Source organism: Thermus sediminis, from assembly GCF_003426945.1.
Classification (GTDB): Bacteria; Deinococcota; Deinococci; order Deinococcales; family Thermaceae; genus Thermus; species Thermus sediminis.
In genome coordinates this window covers 2,008,038-2,028,157 of sequence record NZ_QURO01000004.1, presented here as the reverse complement: position 1 = coordinate 2,028,157, position 20,120 = coordinate 2,008,038, and the positions used below count along the sequence as shown (strand labels likewise).

Annotated in this window: 27 protein-coding genes, 1 tRNA gene and 1 pseudogene; 21 read left to right on the top strand and 8 right to left on the bottom strand. The window is 67.5% G+C overall.

What is annotated here, in order from left to right; translation table 11 throughout:
* Positions 1-1,359 (top strand): annotated as a pseudogene (locus ATI37_RS11515) (BamA/OMP85 family outer membrane protein); the annotation flags it as partial.
* Here the strand turns inward: ATI37_RS11515 and ATI37_RS11510 are convergent.
* Together ATI37_RS11510 and ATI37_RS11505 are read right to left on the bottom strand one after the other, a co-directional pair.
* Complete coding sequence (locus ATI37_RS11510) at positions 1,356-1,661, bottom strand: HepT-like ribonuclease domain-containing protein (RefSeq protein ID WP_117238456.1); 306 nt, start codon at positions 1,659-1,661, stop codon at positions 1,356-1,358. The pseudogene ATI37_RS11515 and the gene ATI37_RS11510 overlap by 4 nt on opposite strands.
* 24 nt (positions 1,662-1,685) lie before the next feature.
* Positions 1,686-1,973 carry a nucleotidyltransferase family protein gene (locus tag ATI37_RS11505; protein ID WP_117236685.1) on the bottom strand — a complete coding sequence of 96 codons (288 nt, stop codon included), beginning with the start codon at positions 1,971-1,973 and terminating at the stop codon, positions 1,686-1,688.
* Positions 1,974-2,150: 177 nt separating this feature from the next.
* Between ATI37_RS11505 and ATI37_RS11500 the strand changes: the two genes are divergently transcribed.
* A complete protein-coding gene (locus tag ATI37_RS11500) occupies positions 2,151-2,459 on the top strand; it encodes a DUF503 domain-containing protein (RefSeq protein ID WP_117236684.1) in 309 nt (102 codons plus the stop codon).
* Between the two features lie 105 nt (positions 2,460-2,564).
* Here the strand turns inward: ATI37_RS11500 and ATI37_RS11495 are convergent, their stop codons facing one another.
* Positions 2,565-2,798 carry a DUF433 domain-containing protein gene (locus tag ATI37_RS11495; RefSeq protein ID WP_117236683.1) on the bottom strand — a complete coding sequence of 78 codons (234 nt, stop codon included), beginning with the start codon at positions 2,796-2,798 and terminating at the stop codon, positions 2,565-2,567.
* Between the two features lie 3 nt (positions 2,799-2,801).
* A complete protein-coding gene (locus ATI37_RS11490) occupies positions 2,802-3,992 on the bottom strand; it encodes a thiolase family protein (RefSeq protein ID WP_117236682.1) in 1,191 nt (396 codons plus the stop codon).
* Positions 3,993-4,117: 125 nt separating this feature from the next.
* Between ATI37_RS11490 and ATI37_RS11485 the strand changes: the two genes are divergently transcribed.
* The 9 genes from ATI37_RS11485 to ATI37_RS11445 all read left to right on the top strand — a co-directional run bounded on the left by ATI37_RS11485 (position 4,118) and on the right by ATI37_RS11445 (position 8,866).
* On the top strand, positions 4,118-5,050 hold the full coding sequence (locus tag ATI37_RS11485) for a pilus assembly PilX N-terminal domain-containing protein (RefSeq protein ID WP_232822506.1): 933 nt from the start codon (positions 4,118-4,120) through the stop codon (positions 5,048-5,050).
* 23 nt (positions 5,051-5,073) lie between these two features.
* Complete coding sequence (locus tag ATI37_RS12295) at positions 5,074-5,241, top strand: hypothetical protein (protein WP_232822505.1); 168 nt, start codon at positions 5,074-5,076, stop codon at positions 5,239-5,241.
* Complete coding sequence (locus ATI37_RS11480; protein WP_117236681.1) at positions 5,238-5,681, top strand: GspH/FimT family protein; 444 nt, start codon at positions 5,238-5,240, stop codon at positions 5,679-5,681. The genes ATI37_RS12295 and ATI37_RS11480 overlap by 4 nt, the downstream gene beginning before the upstream one ends.
* A complete protein-coding gene (locus tag ATI37_RS11475; RefSeq protein ID WP_117236680.1) occupies positions 5,678-6,100 on the top strand; it encodes a prepilin-type N-terminal cleavage/methylation domain-containing protein in 423 nt (140 codons plus the stop codon). Before ATI37_RS11480 ends, ATI37_RS11475 begins: the two co-directional genes overlap by 4 nt.
* Positions 6,097-6,714: a PulJ/GspJ family protein gene (locus tag ATI37_RS11470; RefSeq protein ID WP_117236679.1), complete on the top strand. Its 618-nt coding sequence runs from the start codon at positions 6,097-6,099 to the stop codon at positions 6,712-6,714. Before ATI37_RS11475 ends, ATI37_RS11470 begins: the two co-directional genes overlap by 4 nt.
* A 221-nt stretch (positions 6,715-6,935) precedes the next feature.
* Positions 6,936-7,289, top strand: a complete 354-nt coding sequence (locus ATI37_RS12540) for a type II secretion system protein (protein ID WP_117236678.1) — start codon at positions 6,936-6,938, stop codon at positions 7,287-7,289.
* 62 nt (positions 7,290-7,351) lie between these two features.
* Entirely contained in the window at positions 7,352-7,696 is a 345-nt protein-coding gene (locus ATI37_RS11460) for a type II secretion system protein (protein WP_117236677.1), read from the top strand.
* Positions 7,697-7,897: 201 nt separating this feature from the next.
* On the top strand, positions 7,898-8,197 hold the full coding sequence (locus ATI37_RS11455) for a nucleotidyltransferase family protein (protein WP_117236676.1): 300 nt from the start codon (positions 7,898-7,900) through the stop codon (positions 8,195-8,197).
* Between the two features lie 126 nt (positions 8,198-8,323).
* On the top strand, positions 8,324-8,866 hold the full coding sequence (locus ATI37_RS11445) for a Uma2 family endonuclease (RefSeq protein ID WP_117236675.1): 543 nt from the start codon (positions 8,324-8,326) through the stop codon (positions 8,864-8,866).
* A 28-nt stretch (positions 8,867-8,894) separates the two neighbouring features.
* Here ATI37_RS11445 and ATI37_RS11440 read toward each other — a convergent pair whose 3' ends face one another.
* Positions 8,895-9,473: a Uma2 family endonuclease gene (locus ATI37_RS11440; RefSeq protein WP_117238455.1), complete on the bottom strand. Its 579-nt coding sequence runs from the start codon at positions 9,471-9,473 to the stop codon at positions 8,895-8,897.
* Positions 9,474-9,545: 72 nt separating this feature from the next.
* Between ATI37_RS11440 and ATI37_RS11435 the strand changes: the two genes are divergently transcribed.
* The 3 genes from ATI37_RS11435 (at position 9,546) to ATI37_RS11425 (ending at position 11,405) form a co-directional block, all read left to right on the top strand.
* Positions 9,546-9,695 carry a hypothetical protein gene (locus tag ATI37_RS11435; protein ID WP_408646633.1) on the top strand — a complete coding sequence of 50 codons (150 nt, stop codon included), beginning with the start codon at positions 9,546-9,548 and terminating at the stop codon, positions 9,693-9,695.
* A 174-nt stretch (positions 9,696-9,869) separates the two neighbouring features.
* Positions 9,870-10,646: an SDR family NAD(P)-dependent oxidoreductase gene (locus tag ATI37_RS11430; RefSeq protein ID WP_117236674.1), complete on the top strand. Its 777-nt coding sequence runs from the start codon at positions 9,870-9,872 to the stop codon at positions 10,644-10,646.
* A 558-nt stretch (positions 10,647-11,204) separates the two neighbouring features.
* On the top strand, positions 11,205-11,405 hold the full coding sequence (locus ATI37_RS11425; protein ID WP_408646632.1) for a hypothetical protein: 201 nt from the start codon (positions 11,205-11,207) through the stop codon (positions 11,403-11,405).
* Between the two features lie 301 nt (positions 11,406-11,706).
* Here the strand turns inward: ATI37_RS11425 and trpS are convergent, their stop codons facing one another.
* Together trpS and ATI37_RS11410 are read right to left on the bottom strand one after the other, a co-directional pair.
* On the bottom strand, positions 11,707-12,720 hold the full coding sequence (trpS, locus tag ATI37_RS11415; RefSeq protein WP_117236673.1) for a tryptophan--tRNA ligase: 1,014 nt from the start codon (positions 12,718-12,720) through the stop codon (positions 11,707-11,709).
* A gap of 200 nt (positions 12,721-12,920) precedes the next feature.
* Positions 12,921-13,007: transfer RNA gene (locus ATI37_RS11410), tRNA-Leu, on the bottom strand.
* Between the two features lie 191 nt (positions 13,008-13,198).
* Here ATI37_RS11410 and leuC point away from each other — a divergent pair.
* From leuC to ilvD, 7 genes are read left to right on the top strand one after another with little or no spacing between them, the layout of a single operon-like run.
* Positions 13,199-14,611, top strand: a complete 1,413-nt coding sequence (gene leuC / locus ATI37_RS11405) for a 3-isopropylmalate dehydratase large subunit (RefSeq protein WP_117238454.1) — start codon at positions 13,199-13,201, stop codon at positions 14,609-14,611.
* 3 nt (positions 14,612-14,614) lie between these two features.
* Positions 14,615-15,220 (top strand): 3-isopropylmalate dehydratase small subunit, encoded by a 606-nt coding sequence (leuD, locus tag ATI37_RS11400; RefSeq protein WP_117238453.1) that lies wholly within the window; start codon positions 14,615-14,617, stop codon positions 15,218-15,220.
* The gene (gene leuB / locus ATI37_RS11395; RefSeq protein ID WP_117238452.1) at positions 15,217-16,251 is read left to right on the top strand and encodes a 3-isopropylmalate dehydrogenase; all 1,035 of its coding nucleotides are present in this window, start codon (positions 15,217-15,219) and stop codon (positions 16,249-16,251) included. The genes leuD and leuB overlap by 4 nt, the downstream gene beginning before the upstream one ends.
* A 9-nt stretch (positions 16,252-16,260) precedes the next feature.
* Complete coding sequence (locus ATI37_RS11390) at positions 16,261-16,800, top strand: Uma2 family endonuclease (protein WP_117238451.1); 540 nt, start codon at positions 16,261-16,263, stop codon at positions 16,798-16,800.
* Positions 16,797-17,333 (top strand): Uma2 family endonuclease, encoded by a 537-nt coding sequence (locus tag ATI37_RS11385; RefSeq protein WP_117238450.1) that lies wholly within the window; start codon positions 16,797-16,799, stop codon positions 17,331-17,333. Before ATI37_RS11390 ends, ATI37_RS11385 begins: the two co-directional genes overlap by 4 nt.
* Entirely contained in the window at positions 17,330-18,064 is a 735-nt protein-coding gene (locus ATI37_RS11380; RefSeq protein ID WP_117238449.1) for an SDR family NAD(P)-dependent oxidoreductase, read from the top strand. The genes ATI37_RS11385 and ATI37_RS11380 overlap by 4 nt, the downstream gene beginning before the upstream one ends.
* On the top strand, positions 18,061-19,731 hold the full coding sequence (gene ilvD / locus ATI37_RS11375) for a dihydroxy-acid dehydratase (RefSeq protein ID WP_117238448.1): 1,671 nt from the start codon (positions 18,061-18,063) through the stop codon (positions 19,729-19,731). The genes ATI37_RS11380 and ilvD overlap by 4 nt, the downstream gene beginning before the upstream one ends.
* Here ilvD and ATI37_RS11370 read toward each other — a convergent pair.
* Positions 19,728-20,108 (bottom strand): c-type cytochrome, encoded by a 381-nt coding sequence (locus ATI37_RS11370; protein WP_117238447.1) that lies wholly within the window; start codon positions 20,106-20,108, stop codon positions 19,728-19,730. The two genes, ilvD and ATI37_RS11370, sit on opposite strands and share 4 nt — an antisense overlap.
* Positions 20,109-20,120: the final 12 nt, after the last annotated feature.

The window sequence follows — 20,120 nt, the reverse complement described above, 5'->3', positions numbered from 1 at the left end:
CCGGCTGGAGGTGGTGGAGCTCAAGGTGGCGGGCTACCGCCTGGAGTGGCAGGGAGAGCGCCGCACCCAGGACGAGGTCATCCTCCGGGAGCTCCCCAGGCCGGGAAGCCTCTTCAGCCTCCCCGAACTGAGGCGGGGCATCGCCCGCCTCCTGGCCACGGGCCTCCTCGCCGAGCCCCCCGGGTCTCCCTGGCCCCGTCGGAGAGGCCCGAGGAGGTGGTGGTAGTCCTGGGGCTAAGGGAGGCCCGGACCGGCCTCTTCCAGCCCGCCATTGGCTGGAGCTCCCTGGGAGGCTGGTCGGGGAGCGTGGCCTTCAGGGAGGCCAACCTCTTCGGCCTGGCCCACCAGGTGGGCGTGGACCTGGCCTTCATCCAGAACGACGCCCGGGACAACCTCTCCCTTTCCGCCAGCTACAGCATCCCTTGGCTCTACGTGGACTTCCTGGACCTCAAGGACGTGCGCACCGGCCTCTCCTTTAGCCTCTTCTCCACCCCCATCGGCAACAACAAGCTCCTGGACGGCACGGCGGACACCGGCTGGGAGTACACGGAAAGGCGCACGGGGGGCGGCTTCAACCTCACCCGCCCCTTCTCTAGGGAGCTGGAGAACCTGAGGCTCTCCTTGGGCCTTTCCGCCCGGCGCTCGGCCTACGCCCTGGAGGTTTTTGATCCAAGGGCCCCCTGCGACCCCGCCGTCACCGACCCCGCAAACCCCAGGTACTGCGACGGCACCGGCTACAGGAACCCGCCCTGGCCCAGTCCCTCCTCCCCACCCCCGGCTGGACCCTGAGGCTGGACACGGGCCTGGCCTACGTGGACGTGGACGACCCCCGCTTCCGCACCCAGGGGTACGAAGCGGGCCTCTCCACCGGCCTGGGCCTTTCCCTTCCGGACACGGGGGGAAGGAGCCTCTTCGTGCCGGTGGTGGTCACGGGCAAGACCTACTTCCCCCTGGACGAGGCCCGGCGCCAGGCCCTGGCCCTCCGCCTCTCCGCGGGCACCCTCCTGGGCTCCCCCCCGGAAAGCGAGCGCTTCTTCCTCTCCGGGGGCGGGGCCGAGGCCTTCCTCCTAAGGGGGTACGAGGACCGCAAGTACGGGGGGCTTTCCTTCGCCACGGGGAGCCTCGAGTACCGCTACGACTTCGCCCTCTCCCCCCAGGGGGGACCAACCTCTACGGCATCCTCTTCACCGACCTAGGCGTTGCCGACAACACCGGAGGCTCAAGTGGGGGGTGGGGATCGGCCTCCAGCTGGACCTGGACCTCTTCGGGGCCCTCCTCCCCTCCCTGCGCCTGGACTACGCCTTCAGCCCGGAAAGCCCCACGGGGAGGATCCACTTCCGCATCGGGCCCATGTTTTAGAGGTCTTTCAGGATGCGCTCCAGCTCCCGCTTAAGAGGCTCAAGCTCCTCGCTGACGATCTGCCAAAGGACCTGTGGACTCAGGCGAACGTACTCGTGCACGGCGTAGTTCCGAAGGGCCTTTATGGCCCTCCAAGGCAGCTGTGGGTAAGCCTCCAAAAACTCCTCGGGGAGACGGGCCACCGCTTCGCCTATGACCACAAACTCGTAGGTCACCGCTCGGAGGGTCTTGGTGTCCTTTACAAAACTCTCCTGGTCCAGGCCCTGAACAAAGGCCTGGATGTTGGCGATGGCCGCCAGCATGTCCCCTAAGCGCTCCTTTATGCCCTAGGCCGCACGAACGGCGCCCCGCAAAGCGCTTTCCCTGAGGTCCTCCCGCAGGCCATCAGGGGTTGTGAGGTCCACAGATCGGCCAAGCCAGGCTTCCAGGCGCTCCTTCAGTTCAAAGAAGGCGAATCCCAGAGGGCGCTCCAGCACCACGATGAGGTCCACGTCGCTCTCCGGGCTGGCCTCGCCCCGGGCGATGGAGCCAAACACATAGACCTCCCGAACGCCAAGAGCCTTAAGCTCCCCCCGGTGGGCTTCCAAAATGGCCCGCACCTCCTCGAGGCCCATACCCTTAGGCTAAGGGCCCGTACGTTGGTTTCGCAACATGGGATGTCCAGGTGGGAGCTCTGGCAAGGCCTTTTTGGGGCCCCCGCCGCGGCGAAAGCCGCGGTGGGGTACTTAGCCCAAAGGCGCTCCGCCCTTGTCAGCGGGGCGCCTACCGAAGCAAACTAGGAGGGACCTCCCATGAAGGTGTACCTCGGCCTCTACACCGCCAGGCTGGAAACCGGGGCCCGGAGCCTCAAGGAGAAGCGGGCCCTCATCAAGCCTGCCCTGGAGAGGGTGAAGGCCCGCTTCCCCGTGTCCGCCGCCAGGCTCCACGGCCTGGACGCCTGGGGGTACGAGGTGGTGGGCCTGAGCCTCCTGGGGAACGACCCAAAGTGGGTGGAGGAAACCCTGTGGGCAGCGGCCCGCTTCCTGGCGCAAAATGGGGCCTTCCGCGTGGCCCTGGAGGAGTTCCGCCTCGAGGCCTTTGAGCTGGACGGGGTCCTCTAGGGAAGTAATACCCCATGCTGGCCCAAGCCAGCATGGGGTGGTATAAACCGTTCCTCCTGTAACCGAAGGACCACGGAGCATCCACCCCCTCGCCGGCGAGGCGCTTCACGCGGCTTGGTCCGGGTAGGGGTAGACCCTCTCTGCCCCGAGGACCTCGGCCGCGTAGAGCAAAGCGGTGCGCAGGCCCTCCGGGGTCAGCCGGGGGAGGGCTTCCAGGAGGGCCTCTGGGCTCTCCCCAGCGGCGAGGCGGCGGAGGATCTCCTCCACGGTGATCCGGGTCCCCGCCACTACAGGCTTCCCTCCCATCACCTCAGGGTCCGCCACGATGAGGTCCACCACACCCTACACCCGCTCCACCGCCAACGCCGTGGACCCCCCGGTCCCGTGGCAGATGGCGGCGAGGCCCCTTTCCTCCCCCCTCACCCGGAGGGCGTTCAGGAGGGTCACCACGATCCTGGCCCCGCTCGCCCCGATGGGGTGGCCCAGGGCCACCGCCCCCCCGAAGACGTTGAGGCGCTCGTAGGGGACGGAGAGGAGGCGGCTGAAGAGGATGTTGTTCAGGGCGAAGGCCTCGTTGTTCTCAAAGAGGCCGAAGTCCGAGATCCTCATGCCCAACCTCTCCAGAAGCCGCCTCACCGCGGGGATGGGGGCCTCGGGGAAGCGCCAGGGCTCCCCGGCGGCCCAGGCCCCGCCCAATACCTTGGCGATGGGCTTAAGCCCGTGGGCCCGCACCGCCTCCCCCGAGGCCAGGAGAAGGGCCGCCGCCCCGTCGGAGATCTGGCTGGCGTTGCCCGCGGTGAGGATGCCGTCCTTCCGGAAGGCGGGCCTCAGGGCGGCCAGGGACTCGAGGGTGGTCTCGGGGCGGATGCCCTCGTCCTTCTCCACCACCACCGGGCCCTTCTTCCCCGGGACCTCGAGGGGAGCGATCTCAAAGGCGAAGAGGCCCCCCTCCGTGGCCTCCCAGGCCCGCCGGTGGGAGAGGTAGGCGGCCTCGTCCACCTCCTCCCGCCCCACCCCGTAGTCCTGGGCCAGCCTTTCCGCCTGCTCCCCCATGGCCTCCCCCGTGAAGGGGTCGGAAAGCCCGTCCCGGAGGAGGATGTCCTGTAGCCCCTCCGGGGCCCCCATGAGGAACTTGTACCCCCACCGGGCCCGGTGGGAGAGGTAGAAGCCCGCCTGGCTCATGGACTCCATCCCCCCGGCCAGGACCAGGTGGGCCTCCCCCGTCCTGATGAACTGGTCGGCGTTGATGAGGGCCATCATCCCCGAGGCGCAGACCATGTCCACCCCGTACCCGTCCACCTCCTTGGGGATGCCCGCCCTAAGGGCCGCCTGCCTGGGCAAAAGCTGCCCGTGCCCCGCCCTTAGGACGTTGCCGAAGACGTAGAGGTCCAGGTCCTTCCCCTCCACCCCGGCCCGCTCCAGGGCCGCCCGCATGGCGTGGGCCCCAAGCTCCACGGGGCTCACGTCCTTCAGGACCCCCCCGAACCGGCCGATGGGGGTCCTGGCCGCGGAAACGATGTAGACCTCCTGCATAGGCCCATCATACCCTTGGGCACCTTCTGCCGGGGCCCCCGTGCTGGCCCAGGCCAGCAGGGGGTGGTGTTGTATCCCCCTTTTGGGGGATGCACGCCGGGGCCTGGGCCCCCATCATGAAGGGTATGAGGAAGGGTATTGCAACCCCTATTACCCTGGTGGTCCTGATGGTGGTCTTCACGAGCCTTCTTGCGGCCACCGGCTACATGGCCTTGGGCGCCCTAAGGGGCGGGGCCTCCGAGCGGGCCACGTACCAGGCCTTTACCCTGGCGGAAAGCGCCCTCGAGGCCCTTCCCCTCCTGGTCCGGTGCGGGAGAGACCTGCCGACGGATTACACCCTAGGCCCTGGCTTGGAGGCCAGCTACAGGTACCCCGATGGGCAAACGGCCGTACCCCCAGGCGGGGGAACGGTCAGGGTTCAGGCGGTGGCCCAGTCTGGGGGGACGAGGGCCCGAGTAGAACGGACCTTTTCCGTGAGTTGCGGGTTCACAGGGGCCATCCCCGCTGCCCTCACCTCGAGGCCCCGCATAGAGGTCAGAGGGGACGCCCAGGTCATCGGCCAGGACTTCGGGAGCGCCACGGGGCTCCTCGAGGTCACCACAACTAGCCTGTTCTTGAACCTCCTCGTGCCCCCAAGCGGGAGCTTCACCCTAGGCGTTCAGGACGCCACCCTGATCCCCCTCGGTAGCTACGTGCAGATCCCCACCGGAGGCGCTCCGAAGACCTACCGGGTGGAGGGCAAGGATGGGAACACCCTCACCCTCAGCCCCCTCTTCACCCCAGGCCCCACGGACCTCGTCCTTCCGGGGGCCCAGGTCCACCTGGTGCAGTTTGGCGTGAAGTCCTATGGCCCCCCGGACACCCTGTTCCTCAACGACGCCCGCGGCCTAATCCCAGGGCAGACCATTAGAGTGAACGGCCTCGAGGGCACCCTCCGCGAGGTGGACCTGGCCACGGGACGGGTGGCCGTGGAGTGGAGGGGGCCCCCTCCCACCGCCATCCCCGGGGGCTCATCTACGTGGCGGGGGATTACGACCAGCAGGGCAACGCGGTCCTAACCGGGGCCGTGGTGGTGGAGGGCGTGGCGGACTTGCAGAGCTGCACCGGCAACGAGTGCTGGACCCAGATCGCCGGCACGGGCCAAGGGGGCGGCAAGATCGTCTACGATCCCCAGGTGCTCCAAGGGCTTAGGGTGGCCAGCGGGGGAACCCGGGTGGTGGCCGTACCCGGCACCTGGAGGCGCCTATGAGGCGGGGCCTTTCCCTGTTGGAGCTCCTGATCGTGCTCGCCGTCCTGGGCCTCCTCGCCGGCCTCGGAACCCCCAACCTCCTCCGCTTTCGGGCCCAGGCGGAGCTGGACGAGGCCGCCCGCTCCCTGGCCCAGGCCTTCCAGTACGCCCGGACCGAGGCCAAGCGAACCAATAGCCCAAGGTGCGTCCGGGTTTGGCGGGAGGGCTTTGCCGTGGGGGGCGAGTGCGCCAACCTCAACGCCCCCACCCAGAGGCTATCCCAAGCGATCGTGGACGGGACCAACCACAGGAACTTCCCACCCCTGGACGTGGCCTTCCACCCCCCGTACGGCACCACGGACGCACCCCTGAAGAAGTTCACCCTTAAGCACGCCCGCTACCCAGGGCTCATGAGGAACGTGCACGTGATCGGTGTGACGGGAAGGGTGGTGGTGCGGTGAAAAAGGGCTTTTCCCTGCTGGAGCTTCTGGTGGCCCTCGCCGTCTTCGGCCTCCTCAGCGCCGCCATTCTCGGGGGGCTCCTCGGGGTCTTCCAGGTGAACCGGGGCGCTAGCCTGGAAGCCCGGGCGGTGGTGGTGGCCAAGGACTACCTGGAGCGGGCAAGGAGGGAGAGCACCTACAATAACGCGCTCCGCCTTCCCCCCTTGGGCCAGACCGCTGGCTTCAGCGTGGCCCTGGCGGCGGCGGGGCGCCTGGACCCGACCCAGCCCCTTAGCTTCGCCCCTTGCGCCGGGGACCCCTCCTCGGGGTACACCTGCACGGTGGCCTGCTCCCCGGGTCCCTGCCGCCTGGTGGCGGTGAGGCTCACCCTCGAGGGCGGGGGCAGGACCTACACCTTCTACCGGGAGTGGCCGCTATGAGAAAGGGATTCTCCCTGCTGGAGACCCTGGTGGCCTTGGCGGTGCTGGCCGTCTTCACCGCCGCCCTCCTCGCCTTCACCCAGGGGAGCTTAGGGGCCAACCGCCTCGCCCGCAAACAGGCGCAACTCCTAGAGGAGCTCAAGGACGCCGCGGGCTACCTGGCGGACACCCTCCAGGAAGCGCAACGGGTGTTCAACTCCACCACCCTAAACGGGCAAGCCTGCGCTCCCCCCACCTGCTTAGCCGTCCTAGTGCCAGACCCCGTAAACCCGGGAAAATGCGCCCTAAGGGCCTACCGCCTAGAACCGCGGTCCGGGGTCGGGGAGGACTACAAGGCCCCCGACCCCTGGGCCGACACCCACACCCTCATGCTCAGGGAGTACCGCCTCAGCAACCTAGGGTGCAACACCGCCACCTTCAGCAACGCCCAGCCCTACGTGGTGCTGGACCTGGTGGACAACGACCCCAACCTGGCCCCTTTCCGGGTGGGCGCCTCCCCCACCTCCATTACCCTCAACATCCGGCTCAAAGCCCAGGAAGCGGGGCGCACCTTGCGCGTCCCCGGTCCCAACGAGGCCTATACCATCCGGGTCTACCCCCGGAACGTCCCGTAGCTTTTCACATGGTTTTAACACCCCTCCCCCATCCTGAGGATGACCCCCCCAAAAGGGGGGTTGACAAGGGCCCCAAGGGGCCAAAAGATAGAGCTAGAAAGGAGGTGGGAAGCGGTTAGGGCAGTAAGGCGCAAGGTTAAGGTTCGGTAGGCAAATCGGCTCCAGGCACTCATGGCCGCGCGAATGGATGAAGGCGCGGAAAACCCTAAGGAGAAGAAAGTATGCGGACTAAAGGCTTTACCCTGATTGAGCTCCTGATCGTCATCGCCATCATCGGCATCCTGGCGGCGGTGCTGGTGCCCAACCTGCTCAACGCCCGGCGCACGGCCACCCAGCAGGCGGCGGTGGCCCATGGGCAGAACGTCTACAAGGTGGTCGCCGCCTATCTGGCCGAGAGTCCTCAGCATTCAGCCCAGGACATCAACGACACAAACTGCGCCGATGGCTTCACGGCCGGTTCCTTTAGCGTTGGACAGGCTCCCGCTGGTGTGGGTTGCACTTACAACGCTACCGGCCCCGATAGCTTCACGATTACCGTCACCGCTCCCGGCAACTTCTCTAAGACGTTCCCCTAACCTGAGCTACTAACCGCCTAGGGGGCAGGGTAATCCTGCCCCCTTCTTTCACCGAGGCCCATATGCTCAACAAGGGATTTTCCCTTCCAGAAATCGTCGTGGTTTTAGCTGCCATCGGGGTCCTCGCTTCGCTTCTGATAGCCAACCTCTTAAGCGCTCGCAGGCTCGCCGAGGACCGACTGGCCCTGGCCCACGCCCACAATGTCCTGAAGGCCGCCTGGGCCCATGTGGCCGAGGACCCCGGGGCCTCCCCTGTGGGCGGGGACTGCACGGACGGCTTCGCGGCGGGAAGCTACAGCGTCCCGGACCCCGGGCCTGGGGTGGCCTCCTGCCAGGTCACCTGGACGGGGCAGTTCTTCCGGGTGGAGGTGCAAAGCCGCTCGGGCGGGAGCTTCACCCTGCCCTAGCGCCAAGACTCTACAGGCCCGCCCGGGACATCATTGCCCTTGCGGGCAACCCGGTAGTTCATCAACCAGGACCCAAGCCCCCGCCAACAACCCATGGGCCGGGGGCCGGGGCGGGCGACCGGTGCCTCCAGCCCCCTCCCCCCCTGGGGAGAAAGAGGGGCCGCACCCCTGACGCTCCCTTTCGCTAAAATGAAGCAGGCTATGACCCCGCAGGTACCCTTCCCTTCCCAAGCCCTGGCGGAGGTCTGCCGTCGGTACGGGGTCCGGCGCCTCCTCCTCTTCGGCTCCTTCGCCCGGGGCGAGGCCGACAAGGAAAGCGACGTGGACCTCGTGGTGGAGTTCTTCCCCGGGCGCACCCCAGGCCTGGGCTTTGTGAGGCTTCAGGAGGAGCTGACCCGCCTCTTCGGGCGCAGGGTGGACCTCCACACCCCGGGAAGCCTGAGCCCTTACCTTCGGGAGGAGGTCCTGAAGGAGGCCCGCCCTATCCATGAGGCGGCGTAGCCTTTCCCATCGCGTCCGGCTCCTGCACATGCGGGACGCTTGCAGGGGTGCCCTAGAAACCGCCTAGGGCAAGGACCCGGGGGCTTCGGGCGCCCATCCCCCTTCGGCCTGGGCTACACTCTAGGCATGGGCGTGGCCAAGGCGGTGCGGCCCCTCACCCTGGAGGAGTACCTGGCCCTGGAGCGGGAGGCCACGCAGAAGCACGAGCTGGTGGAAGGTTTCCCCTACGCCATGGCCGGGGCCAGCGACCGGCACAACCGGGTGGTGGTAAACCTGGTCCTGGCCCTAGGCCCCCTGGTTCGGAAAAAGGGGTGCCGCCTCTACGCAAGCGACATGCGGCTCAAGGTGGACGCGGCCACGGTCTACTACCCCGACCTCATGGTGGTCTGCGAAGAGGACCCGGGGGAGTACTACAAGGAAAGGCCCTGCTTGGTGATAGAGGTCCTCTCGGAGTCCACGGAGGGCACAGACCGGAGGGAAAAGCTCCGCAAGTACCTGGGCTTGCCCACCCTTCAGGCCTACTTGCTGGTGGACTCCCGCGCTCCCCAGGCCTTCGGCTACTACCGGGAGGAAGGGGGCTGGGTCTACCAGGAGGTGGAGGAGGGCCGCCTGCCCCTCCCCTGCTTAGAGGGGTTTTTGGACCTCCAAGAGGTGTACGCAGACCTCTAAAGCCATCCGAGTCCAGGGCACGGGCGGGCTAGAAGGGGGAGCTTCCAGCCCCCTCCAGCTCCACCCCTTCGTAAAGGGCGAAAAGGGAAAGGCGGGCTCCCAGGCAGGGCACCTCCACCTCCCCCTCCTCCTCCCAAAGGCGGTAGAGCCAGCCCTCCCCCTGGCGGAAGTACCCCTCCACCCGGCGGGCCCTGGCGTCCACCAGGAGGTAGGCCTCGAGGCTCGGGATCTCCCGGTAGCGCCAAAGCTTCTCCCGGCGGTCAATGGCCTCGGTGCTCTCGGAAAGCACCTCCACCAGCAGACAGGGCCTTTCCTTGTAGTAGGGATGGGGGTCCTCGGCGCACACGGCCATGAGATCGGGGTAGTAGAAGGTACGGGGAGACACCTTGAGCTTCATGTCGGAAACAAAAAGCCTGCACCCTTTGGCCAGGGCATGGGGACGGAGGTGGAAGAAGAGGTTGCCCCCAACCAAGTTGTGGGCCTCGCTCGCCCCCGCCATGGCGTAGGGTACCCCCTCCACCAGCTCGTGGCGCACGGGGGACCGCTCTTCCCTGGCCAGGTAAGCCTCGGCGTCCAGGAGCTCCAGGGGCCTCGCCGTTTCGCCCATGGTTCCAGTCTACTCTGCATATCCTGGGCTTAGATGACCACGTAGGAACGCCTCCACAAGCTTGAGGGCACCGTGGAAGGGGTCATGGCGGTGCTGCCCAAGCGGGTTTCTGCCCTGGAGCACCGCGTGGACCCCCTGCGCCAAGGGGTGAAGGCCGAGCTCCACGGGCCCCGCCAAATAGGGCTATCCTTGCGGTCGGATGGGAAGGCGAGGGGGGCATAGCCGTGGAGGGTACACAAAACTCTTGACACGACCAAGCCGTTCAAGGGTATTGCCGATGATGGCAGCAGGTGCGTACAATGAAAGCGTCGTCCATGGGATGACTTCACGGCTGATGCCGTCAACGCTGATATGCGCCGCTTTCCCTAAGGGCGACAGCTAGCAAGGAGGAAAACAATGGCACGTTTACAGGGTAAAGTCGCACTTATCACCGGTGCTTCGGGCGGAATCGGTCTGGCGATCTCGAAACTGTTCGCCCAGGAAGGCGCGCGCGTCTTCATGACCGATATTGATGAGGATGCGCTGAAGAAGGCTGTTGAGGCGATCGGCCCCGATCGCTCAGCCTATGCGGTGGCCGATGTCACAAAGGCGGAAGACAACGAGGGGTCGGTCAAAGCCTGCGTCGACGCCTTTGGCGGGTTGGATATTTTCGTCGCCAATGCCGGCATCGAGGGTGCCGTACAGCCGATCGTCAGCTACCCGATGGATACCTTTGAAAAGGTGCTGGCCGTCAATGTCAAGGGCGTGTGGCTGGGGTTGAAGTACGCCATCCCCGCCATCGCCCAGCGGGGCGGTGGCAGCATCGTGATCATTTCGTCGGTCGCCGGCGTGATCGGCTCGCCAGGCTTCTCGGCTTACGTCGCCAGCAAACATGCCGTCATCGGCTTAATGCGAACGGCAGCGCTGGAAACCGCAGACCAAAAGATCCGCGTCAACTGCGTCAACCCCGGCCCGGTGGAGACCCGCATGATGCGCTCGATCGAGACGATGGCAGCAGGCGGCGATGAAGCGGCAAGCGCTGGGGTCAAAAGCCAGTTCGAGCAGCGCATCCCTCTGAAGCGCTACGCCACGCCCGAAGAAGTTGCGTACCTGACGTTGTTCCTGGCTAGCGACGAAAGCAGCTATATCACCGGCCAGATCCACTTGATCGACGGCGGCATGCGCGCCGGCTAAGTGCCCGCGCTTTGGTTTCGCAACATGAGAGGCCCAAGCCAGGGCCATGGAAGCCTCTTTGGGGCCCCCGCCGCGGCGAAAGCCGCGGTGGGGTACTTAAGCCGCCCAGCGGCAGACCAGCATCGCAACGCCCTGCTGTGGTGCAGAGGTCCATCCCCACCGCCAGGTGAGCCACCCCCTTCCCAAGCCGCACGGGGCTCAGGTCCACCACCCAGCGCTTGAGCGAGGAGCGCCCCCGTTTGTCCCCCGCCGGGGGTAGCCGCAGCGGGGGTGGGTTCCTGTTAGTTCCCGAGGAGGCGCCGTAACCGCGGCAGGCCCCAGCCACCGTCTTCTCGCCGGCAAGAACCCTAAGGACGATCCCCGCCTTCTCCTTCGCCGACCCCTTGCCCATGGCTGCTACCCCTCCAGGCTACACCCCACTGCCCCTCGCCTGGGGTGGTCCAAACTGGGGGGCAGCGCTTCACCTCTGCTATCCTTATCCTAGGGGCGGATGAACACGGAGGAACGCCTTTACAAACTGGAAGGCATCGTGGAACGGTCTCCGCCCTGGAACACCGCATGGACCTCCTGCGCCAGGAGGTGAGGGCCGAACTCCAGGGGCTCCGCCAGGAGATGGCGCTCTTCCGCCGCGACACGGAGGAAAAGTTCAACGGCATCCGCCAAGAGGTCAAAGCAGAAATCGGAAACGCCCTCAACAGGGCCATGCTCTACTTCACCGCCCTGGCGGCCGCGTTGGCCCTCACCACCTTTCTGCGCTAGGCGGCCATCTCCGGCTCCCCTGTGGACCCCTCGGGCTCCAGAGGGGCGAAGGGGGGTTCCTGGCGGGGGCGGACTAGGCCCCAGGGTGGGCCTTGCCACCTGAAAGAGCGCCTTGGGAGATAGCCCGAGGCCGAGGAGGAAGGGGAGCCATGGGGAGAAGTCTCGCTCCTTTCCCTTAGGAACGGGGGAAGCTGGGCCAGGGTCCCCTCATTGCCCTCGAGGATGGGGACCCCCCTGGGAGAGCCCCGTCTCCACCTTAAGGCCTCGAGGGGGCCAAAGAAGCCGGGGAAGGCGGTTGGGATCAACGGAGCACCGGCCGCCTCTTGGGCAGAAGGAGGCCCACCCGATCCCGCACCTCCTCCATGGTGACCTGGGCGATGGCGCGGGCCCGTTTGGCCCCCTCGAGGAGGGCGTCCATCACGTAGTCTGGGTCCCGCTTCAGGGCCTCAGCCCGCTCCCGGATGGGCCTTAGGGCGCGCATGAGGTGCTCAAAGAGGATGCGCTTCACGGCGAGGGTCCCCACCCCCGCCCGGCGGTACTCCTCCTTCAGGGCCTCCACCACCTCCTCCGGGGCGAAGTAGGAGAGGTAGGTGAAGACCACGGTCCGCCCTGGGTCCCCAGGGTCTTGGAGGCGGATCCGCTGGGGGTCATCGGGGAGGTGGCGGATCTTCTCCCAAATGCTCTCCTCCGCCTCCAGGAGGCCGATGGTGTTCCCCAGGGACTTGCTCATCTTGGCCTTGCCGTCAATCCCCGGCACCCGGGGGGCCTTGGGGTTCAGGAGGGCCTCGGGCTCGGGGAAGGTCTCCCCAAAGAGATGGTTGAAGCGGCGGGCGATCTCCCGCGTGAGCTCAATGTGCTGCACCTGGTCCTCCCCCACGGGGACAGTGTCCGCCTTGTAGATGAGGATGTCCGCCGCCTGAAGGACGGGGTACATGAGGAGTCCGCTCCAGACCGTCTCCTGCTTGGCGGCCTTGTCCTTGAACTGGGTCATGCGGGTCAGGTCCCCCAAGGGGGTGAGGGTGGTGAAGACCCAGGCGAGCTCGGTGTGTTCGGGCACGTGGGACTGGGCGAAGAGGGTGACCTTTTCCGGGTCCAGCCCCGCCGCCATGTTGACCAGGGCTGCCTCAAAGGTGCGCTGGGCCAGCGTGGCGGGGTCGTAGGCCAGGGGGTTGGTGAGGGCGTGGTAGTCCACGATGCAGAAAAGGGCGTCCCGGCCCAGCTTCTCCCCGATCTCCACCCACTGCTGGATGGCCCCCAGGTAGTTGCCGATGTGGATCTCCCCCGAGGGCTGGATGCCGGAGAGGACGCGCTTCATTACCTTCCAGGCTACGGGGAAGAGGCCTCGCCGTCAACCAAGCCCCCGCCCACTCCGAAACCCTTTCATTCTACCCTCTAAAAGAACAAGATCGGGATGGGGGTGCACACGCGACCCTGCCCTTTCCCGACCCCTTCCCCGGGGGAAAAGGGGAAGACCCCGGTTTGCACCGGGGCCGTCCTGAAGAGTGCTTCCGCCTTTGGTGCCGGGGGCGGGACTTGAACCCGCACGTCCCAAAGGACACACGACCCTGAATCGTGCGCGTCTACCAATTCCGCCACCCCGGCAGACGCAAGGGCTATTTTAGGCAGGAGGGCTCCCCTCGTCAAGCTTGACCAGGGGGGCCCAAGGGTTTAGCCTATAAGGCGATGCGGCGGGGCATCCTGCTACCCCTAGGCCGGGTGGGCCCGGCTTAGGGAAGCCTTTTCCCACTCCCCCCGGGCCTAGGAACCCGGGGGGTTTTGCCTAGGGAGGAAGCATGGGAAGGACGCTTTACGACAAGGTTTGGGAAGCCCACGAGGTGAGGAAGCTCAGGAATGGGCAGAGCCAGCTCTTCATAGACCTCCACCTCCTCCACGAGGTGACGAGCCCCCAGGCCTTCGGGATGCTCAAGGACCTGGGCCTCAAGGTGCGCTTTCCCCACCGCACCTTCGCCACCGTGGACCACATCGTCCCCACCCACGACCGCACCGAACCCTTCCAGGACCCCCTGGCCCAGGCCATGCTGGAGGCCCTCAGGGAGAACACGAGGGAGCACGGCATCCCCTTCTTTGACCTGGGGAGCGGGGACCAGGGCATCGTCCACGTCATCGGCCCCCAGCTGGGCCTCACCCAGCCCGGGATGACCATCGCCTGCGGGGACTCCCACACCTCCACCCACGGGGCCTTCGGGGCGGTGGCCTTCGGCATCGGCACCAGCCAGGTGCGGGACGTCCTCGCCACCCAGACCCTGGCGGCGAAGAAGCTCAAGGTGCGGCGCATCAACGTGGAGGGGAGGCTTGGCCCCGGGGTCTACGCCAAGGACGTGATCCTCCACATCATCCGCCACCTGGGGGTGAAGGGGGGCCTGGGCTACGCCTACGAGTACGGGGGGAGCACGGTAGAGGCCATGGACATGGAAAGCCGCATGACCCTTTGCAACATGTCCATTGAGGGCGGGGCCAGGATCGGCTACGTGAACCCCGACGAGACCACCTTCGCCTACCTCGAGGGCCGCCCCTATAGCCCCAAAGGGCCCGAGTGGGAGGAGGCCAAGAGGAGGTGGCTTTCCTTCCGCTCCGACCCCGACGCCCCCTACGACGACGTGGTCACCTTCCGGGCCGAGGGGATCGCCCCCACGGTCACCTGGGGGATCACCCCGGGCCAGGCCATCCCCATAGATGGGCGGATTCCCCTTTTAGAGGAGCTTCCCGAGGAGGAGAGGGCCGTGGCCGAGGAGGCCTTGGCCTACATGGGCTTTAAGCCGGGCCAGCCCATCCAGGGGGTGACCGTCCAGGTGGCCTTCATCGGGAGCTGCACCAACGCTAGGCTCTCCGACCTCCGGGAGGTGGCCCGCCACCTCAAGGGGCACAGGGTGAAGAAGGGGGTAAGGGCCCTGGTGGTGCCGGGCTCGGAGTGGGTGGCCATGAAGGCGGAGGAGGAGGGCATCGCCGAGGTCTTCCGGGAAGCGGGGTTCGAGTGGCGGATGCCGGGGTGCTCCATGTGCCTGGCCATGAACCCGGACCGCCTGGAAGGGGACGAGCTTTGCGCCAGCAGCTCCAACCGCAACTACAAGGGGAGGATGGGAAGCCCCAGGGGGCGCACCGTCCTCATGAGCCCCCTCATGGTGGCCGCCGCCGCCATCGCCGGGGAGATCGCCGACGCCCGGGAAGTCTTTGGCATCGGGAGGTAAGCCATGCTGGAGAGCTTCACCGTGATCCGGGGCCGCGCCGTGCCCCTTAGGGGCGAGGACATCGACACCGACCGCATCCTCCCCGCCCGCTTCATGAAGCGCCTCACCTTTGAGGGGCTGGGCCAGTACCTCTTCTACGACGAGCGCTTTGACGAAGGGGGTAACCCCAAGCCCCACCCCCTGAACGACCCCAAGTACCAGGGGGCCACCATCCTCTTGGTGGAGGCGGGTTTTGGCTCCGGTAGTAGCCGCGAGCACGCCCCCCAGGCCATCAAGCGGGCGGGTTTCAGGGCCATCCTCGGGGAGAGCTTCGCCGAGATCTTCTTCGGCAACGCCACCGCCATCGGCCTCCCCTGCGCGAGCCTGGCCCCGGGGGACCTGGCGGCCCTCTTTCAGGCGGTGGAGGAAAACCCAAGCCTGGAGGTGGAGATTGACCTGGTGAACAAGGAGGTCCGCTTCGGGGACCGGGTGGCCCCCCTTTCCATCCGGGAGGAGGCCCGGGAGGCCCTCACCGAGGGGCTTTGGGACCCCATTGGGGAGCTTCTAGAAGCCGGGGAGCTTTTGGACCAGTTTGACCAGAGGCTCCCCCACCCCAGGAGGGCGGGATGAGGGTGGCGGTCCTCCCCGGGGATGGCATCGGCCCTGAGGTGACGGAGGCCGCCCTTAAGGTCCTGAAGGCCCTGGACAAGGGGGAGAGCCTCGGCCTCGCCTACGAGCTCTTCCCCTTCGGGGGGGCGGCCATTGACGCCTATGGAGAGCCCTTCCCCCAGGTGACCCGAAGGGGGGTGGAAGGGGCGGAGGCGGTGCTTTTGGGAAGCGTGGGGGGGCCCAAGTGGGATACCCTCCCTCGGAAAATCCGGCCGGAAACCGGCCTCCTCGCCCTCAGGAAGAGCCAGGACCTCTTCGCCAACCTGCGCCCGGCCAAGGTCTTCCCCGGGCTGGAGAGGCTTTCCCCCCTCAAGGAGGAGACCGCCCGGGGGGTGGACGTGCTCATCGTGCGGGAGCTCACCGGGGGGATCTACTTCGGGGAGCCCAGGGGGATGTCGGAGGCCGAGGCCTGGAACACGGAGCGCTACAGTAGGCCCGAGGTGGAGCGGGTGGCCAAGGTGGCCTTTGAGGCGGCGAGGAAGCGGAGGCGGCACGTGACCAGCGTGGACAAGGCCAACGTGCTGGAGGTGGGGGAGTTCTGGCGGAAGACCGTGGAGGAGGTCCACGGGGCCTACCCGGACGTGGCCCTGGAGCACCAGTACGTGGACGCCATGGCCATGCACCTGGTGAAGAACCCCGCCCGCTTTGACGTGGTGGTCACGGCTAACCTCTTCGGGGACATCCTCTCGGACCTGGCGAGCGTCCTCCCGGGCTCTTTGGGCCTGCTGCCCTCCGCCTCCTTGGGGCGGGGCACCCCGGTCTTTGAGCCCGTGCACGGCTCGGCCCCGGACATCGCCGGCCAGGGCGTCGCCAACCCCACCGCCGCCATCCTCTCCGCCGCCATGATGCTGGAGCACGCCTTCGGCCTGGCGGAGCTCGCCCGCAAGGTGGAAGACGCCGTGGCCAAGGCCCTTCTGGAGGCCCCGCCCCCCGACCTGGGGGGAAGGGCGGGGACAGGGGCCTTCACGGAAGAGGTCCTCCGCCACCTGTAGGATGGGGGTATGATCCGGCACCGCTTCAGCGTGGAGGACTTCCACCGCATGGCCGAGGCGGGGATCCTCTCCGAGGACGACCGGGTGGAGCTCATCCGGGGGGAGGTGGTGGAGCTGAGCCCTGTAGGCAGGCGGCAGATGGCGGCCCTAAAGCGCCTTATGGACGCCCTTTTCCCTCTTCAGCTGGAGAGGCGGGCCCTTCTCCAAGTCCAAGACCCCCTGCGCCTCTCCCCTGACACCGAGCCCCAGCCCGACCTGGTCCTGCTGGCCTACCGGGAGGACTTCTATCGGGACCGGATGCCGGAAGCCCAAGACGCCCTCTTGGTGGTGGAGGTGGCCGAGACCAGCCTGGACCACGACCTAAAGGTGAAGCTCCCCCTCTACGCCCGGGCGGGCGTCCCCGAGGCCTGGGTGGTGGACCTGGTGCGGGACCGGGTGCACGTCTTTCGGAACCCCAAGGGGGAAGCCTACCAGGAGGCCAGGGCCCTCGAGGACGGGGAGCTTGAGGTCCTGGGCCTGAGGGTGCCGGTCAAGGAGGTTCTGCCGTGACCCGCCACAGGATCTCCCTGGAGGAGTTCCACCGCATGGTGGAGGCCGGGATCTTCCCCGAGGACCTGAGGCTGGAGCTGGTGGAAGGAGACCTGGTAGAGATGAGCCCAATAGGCAAGCGGCACGCCGCCAAGGTAAACAGGCTCCTCGCCCTTTTCGCGCCCCTTTTGCATCGGCGAGAAGCCCTCCTTAGCCCCCAAAATCCCCTGGTGGTGGGCAACTCCGAGCTCTACCCTGACCTGGCCCTGCTAAAGCCCCGCTCCGACTTCTACGAGGAGCGCCTGCCGGAAGCCCAAGACACCCTCCTGGTGGTGGAGGTGGCCGAGACCACCCTGGACTACGACCTCAAGGTCAAGGTGCCCCTCTACGCCAAGGCGGGCGTTCCCGAGGTCTGGGTGGTGGACCTGGGAGGGAAGAGGGTCCTGGCCCACCGGAGGCCCGAGGGGGAGGGCTACGGGAAGGTCCAAACCCTTGGGCCAGGGGAGGTCCTCACCTTCATGGGCGTGGAGGTCCCGGTGGAGGCCCTCCTATGAGCAAGGCCCTGATCCTCACCGGGGCGAGCCGAGGCATCGGGAGGGCCCTGGCCCTGGAGCTGGCCCGGGCAGGATATGACCTGGTCCTGAACGCCCGGCGGGAGGCCCCCCTTCTCTCGGTGCTGGAGGAGGTGCGCTCCTTGGGGGTCAGGGCCGAGGCGGTGGCGGGAAGCGCCGGGAAAGGGGAGGTGGCCGAGGCCCTGGTGGAAAGGGCCCTTTCCCTCGGGAACTTCCTGGGCTACATCCACAACGCCGGGGTCCTCCACCCGGGGCCCCTACTCTACGAGCTTGCAGAAAGCCTCTTCCTGGAGGTCCTCGAGGCCAACCTCCTTGCCGGCTACCAGCTCGCTCGCTTCGCCTACCCCCACCTGCTGCAAAAGGGGGAGGGCCTGGCCGTCTACCTGGGCTCGGGGGCGGCGGAGAGCAACCTCCCCGGCATCGGGGCCTATGGGGTGGCCAAGGCGGCGGAGGAGCACCTGGCAAGGCAACTGGCGGCGGAGGCCCCCGAGGTCACCTGCTTCGTCTACCGCCCAGGGGTGGTGGAGACGGACATGCAGCGGGCGGCCCGGGAGGCCCAGGGGGGCGGGGCCCCCGTCCTCCACCGGGTCTTCCGGGGCTACCGGGAGGAAGGCCGCCTCCTCACCCCCGAGGAGGCAGCGAGGGCCCTGGTCCGGCTCCTGCCCAGGGCCAGGGCCTTCCACGGCAGGATCGCCACGTGGAGGGACGCATGAGATCAGACCGCATCAAGAAGGGCTTGCAGCAGGCCCCGGCCCGGGCCATGCTCCGGGCGGTGGGCGTGGGGGACGAGGACTTCTCTAGGCCCTTCGTGGGCGTGGTGAACACCTTCACCGACGGGATGCCCTGCAACGCCCACCTGAGGGAACTCGCCTTAGACCTGAAGGCGGGGCTTAGGGAGGCCGGGGTCTTCCCCTTTGAGTTCGGGGCCCCCGCCATCTCCGACGGGATCAGCATGGGCACCCCGGGGATGCGGGCGAGCCTCGTAAGCCGCGAGGTCATCGCCGATAGCATCGAGCTCATCGCCCAGGGCTACCTCTACGACGGGATGGCGGTGCTTTCCGCCTGCGACAAGACCATCCCCGGGGGGGCCATGGGGGTCATAAGGAGCGGGGTTCCCGGGATGGTCCTCTACGGGGGGACCATCGCCCCTGGCCTCTATGGAGAGCGCAAGCTCACCATCGTGGAGGTCTTTGAGGCCGTGGGCCAGCGGGCGGCGGGGAAGATCACGGAGGATGAGCTTTTGGAGATTGAGAGGCGGGCCATCCCTGGCCCCGGGGCCTGCGGGGGGCAGTACACGGCCAACACCATGGCCATGGTCCTCGAGGTCCTGGGCCTCTCCCCCGTGGGCTACAACGCCATCCCCGCTGTCCACCCGGAAAAGGCCAAGGCCACCCGGGAGGCGGGCCGCATCCTGGCCTGGGCCATAGAGAAGGGCTGGAAGCCCCAGGACTTCCTCACCCGGAGGAGCTTCCTCAACGCCATCGCCACCGTGGCCGCCACGGGCGGGAGCACCAACGCCGTCCTCCACCTCCTGGCCATGGCCAAGGAGGCGGGGGTGGAGCTGAGCCTTAGCGACTTTGACCAGGTCTCCCGCAAGACCCCGGTCATCGCCGACCTCAGGCCCTGGGGCACCCACACCGCCTGGGAGCTCTACGAGGCGGGAGGCACGGCTCTGGTCTTCAAAAGGCTCCTGGAGGCGGACCTCCTCTATGGCGAGGAGAAGACCCTCACCGGGCGCGCCCTGGCGGAGGAGGTGGAACGGGTCTACCGGGAGGCCCAGGAGCAGAGGGTGGTCTTCCCCGTGGAAAAGGCCCTCAAGCCCCAGGGGGGGCTCGTGGTCCTCTGGGGGAACCTGGCCCCGAGGGGGGCGGTCCTGAAGCTTGCGGGCACGGAACGCACCTCCTTTGAGGGCCCGGCTCGGGTCTTCGACTCTGAGGAGGAGGCCATGGCCAAGGTCCTGGCCAAGGAGATCCGCCCCGGGGACGTGGTGGTCATCCGCTACGTGGGGCCTAGGGGGGCCCCCGGCATGCCGGAGATGCTCTCCGTGACCAGCGCCCTCGTGGGCGAGGGCCTGGGCCCCGAGGTGGCCCTCCTCACCGACGGGCGCTTCTCCGGGGGAACCCGGGGCCTGATGATCGGCCACATCGCCCCCGAGGCCTTCGTGGGCGGGCCCATCGCCCTCCTAGAGGAGGGGGATCGGGTCAGGGTAGACGTGGAAAACCGCCTTCTGGAGGTGCTCCTTCCCGAGGAGGAGCTGAAGAGGCGCCAGACCCGCTGGCGGCCCCGCCCCCCCGCCTTCGCCAGGGGCCTCTTCGCCCGCTACGCCCATCTGGTGGGCCAGGCGGACGAGGGGGCGGCGCTGGCCGACCCGGAGGGCTAGGGGCGCCGGATCTGGCCTGGGGCCAGGTTCTGGCCCCGTTCCTTCCTGATGTCTTCGGGCCCAAAGGGCTCCCCCTTGGCCCTGAGGAGGGCCAGGAGGTGGTTGAGGAGGGCGGCGAGCTCCTCGTCCTTGAGCTGGGCGAAGCCGGGCATAAGCCCCGAGGCCCCCTTCTTGCCGTAGAGGACCACCAGGACCAGGTACCTCCGCCCCTCCGGGGTGGCGAAGAGGGGGGCCGCCTCCCCTAGCCCGGGGTAGGGCCTTAGCCCCTGGGCCCTCTCCCCGTGGCACTGGGCGCAGGCCCTGGCCCAGAGGGCCTCCGCACCCTGGGCAGAGACGGGGAGGCCCAGGAGGAGGAGGAGGGGGAGGAGGCGGTTCATAGGAAAAGTATA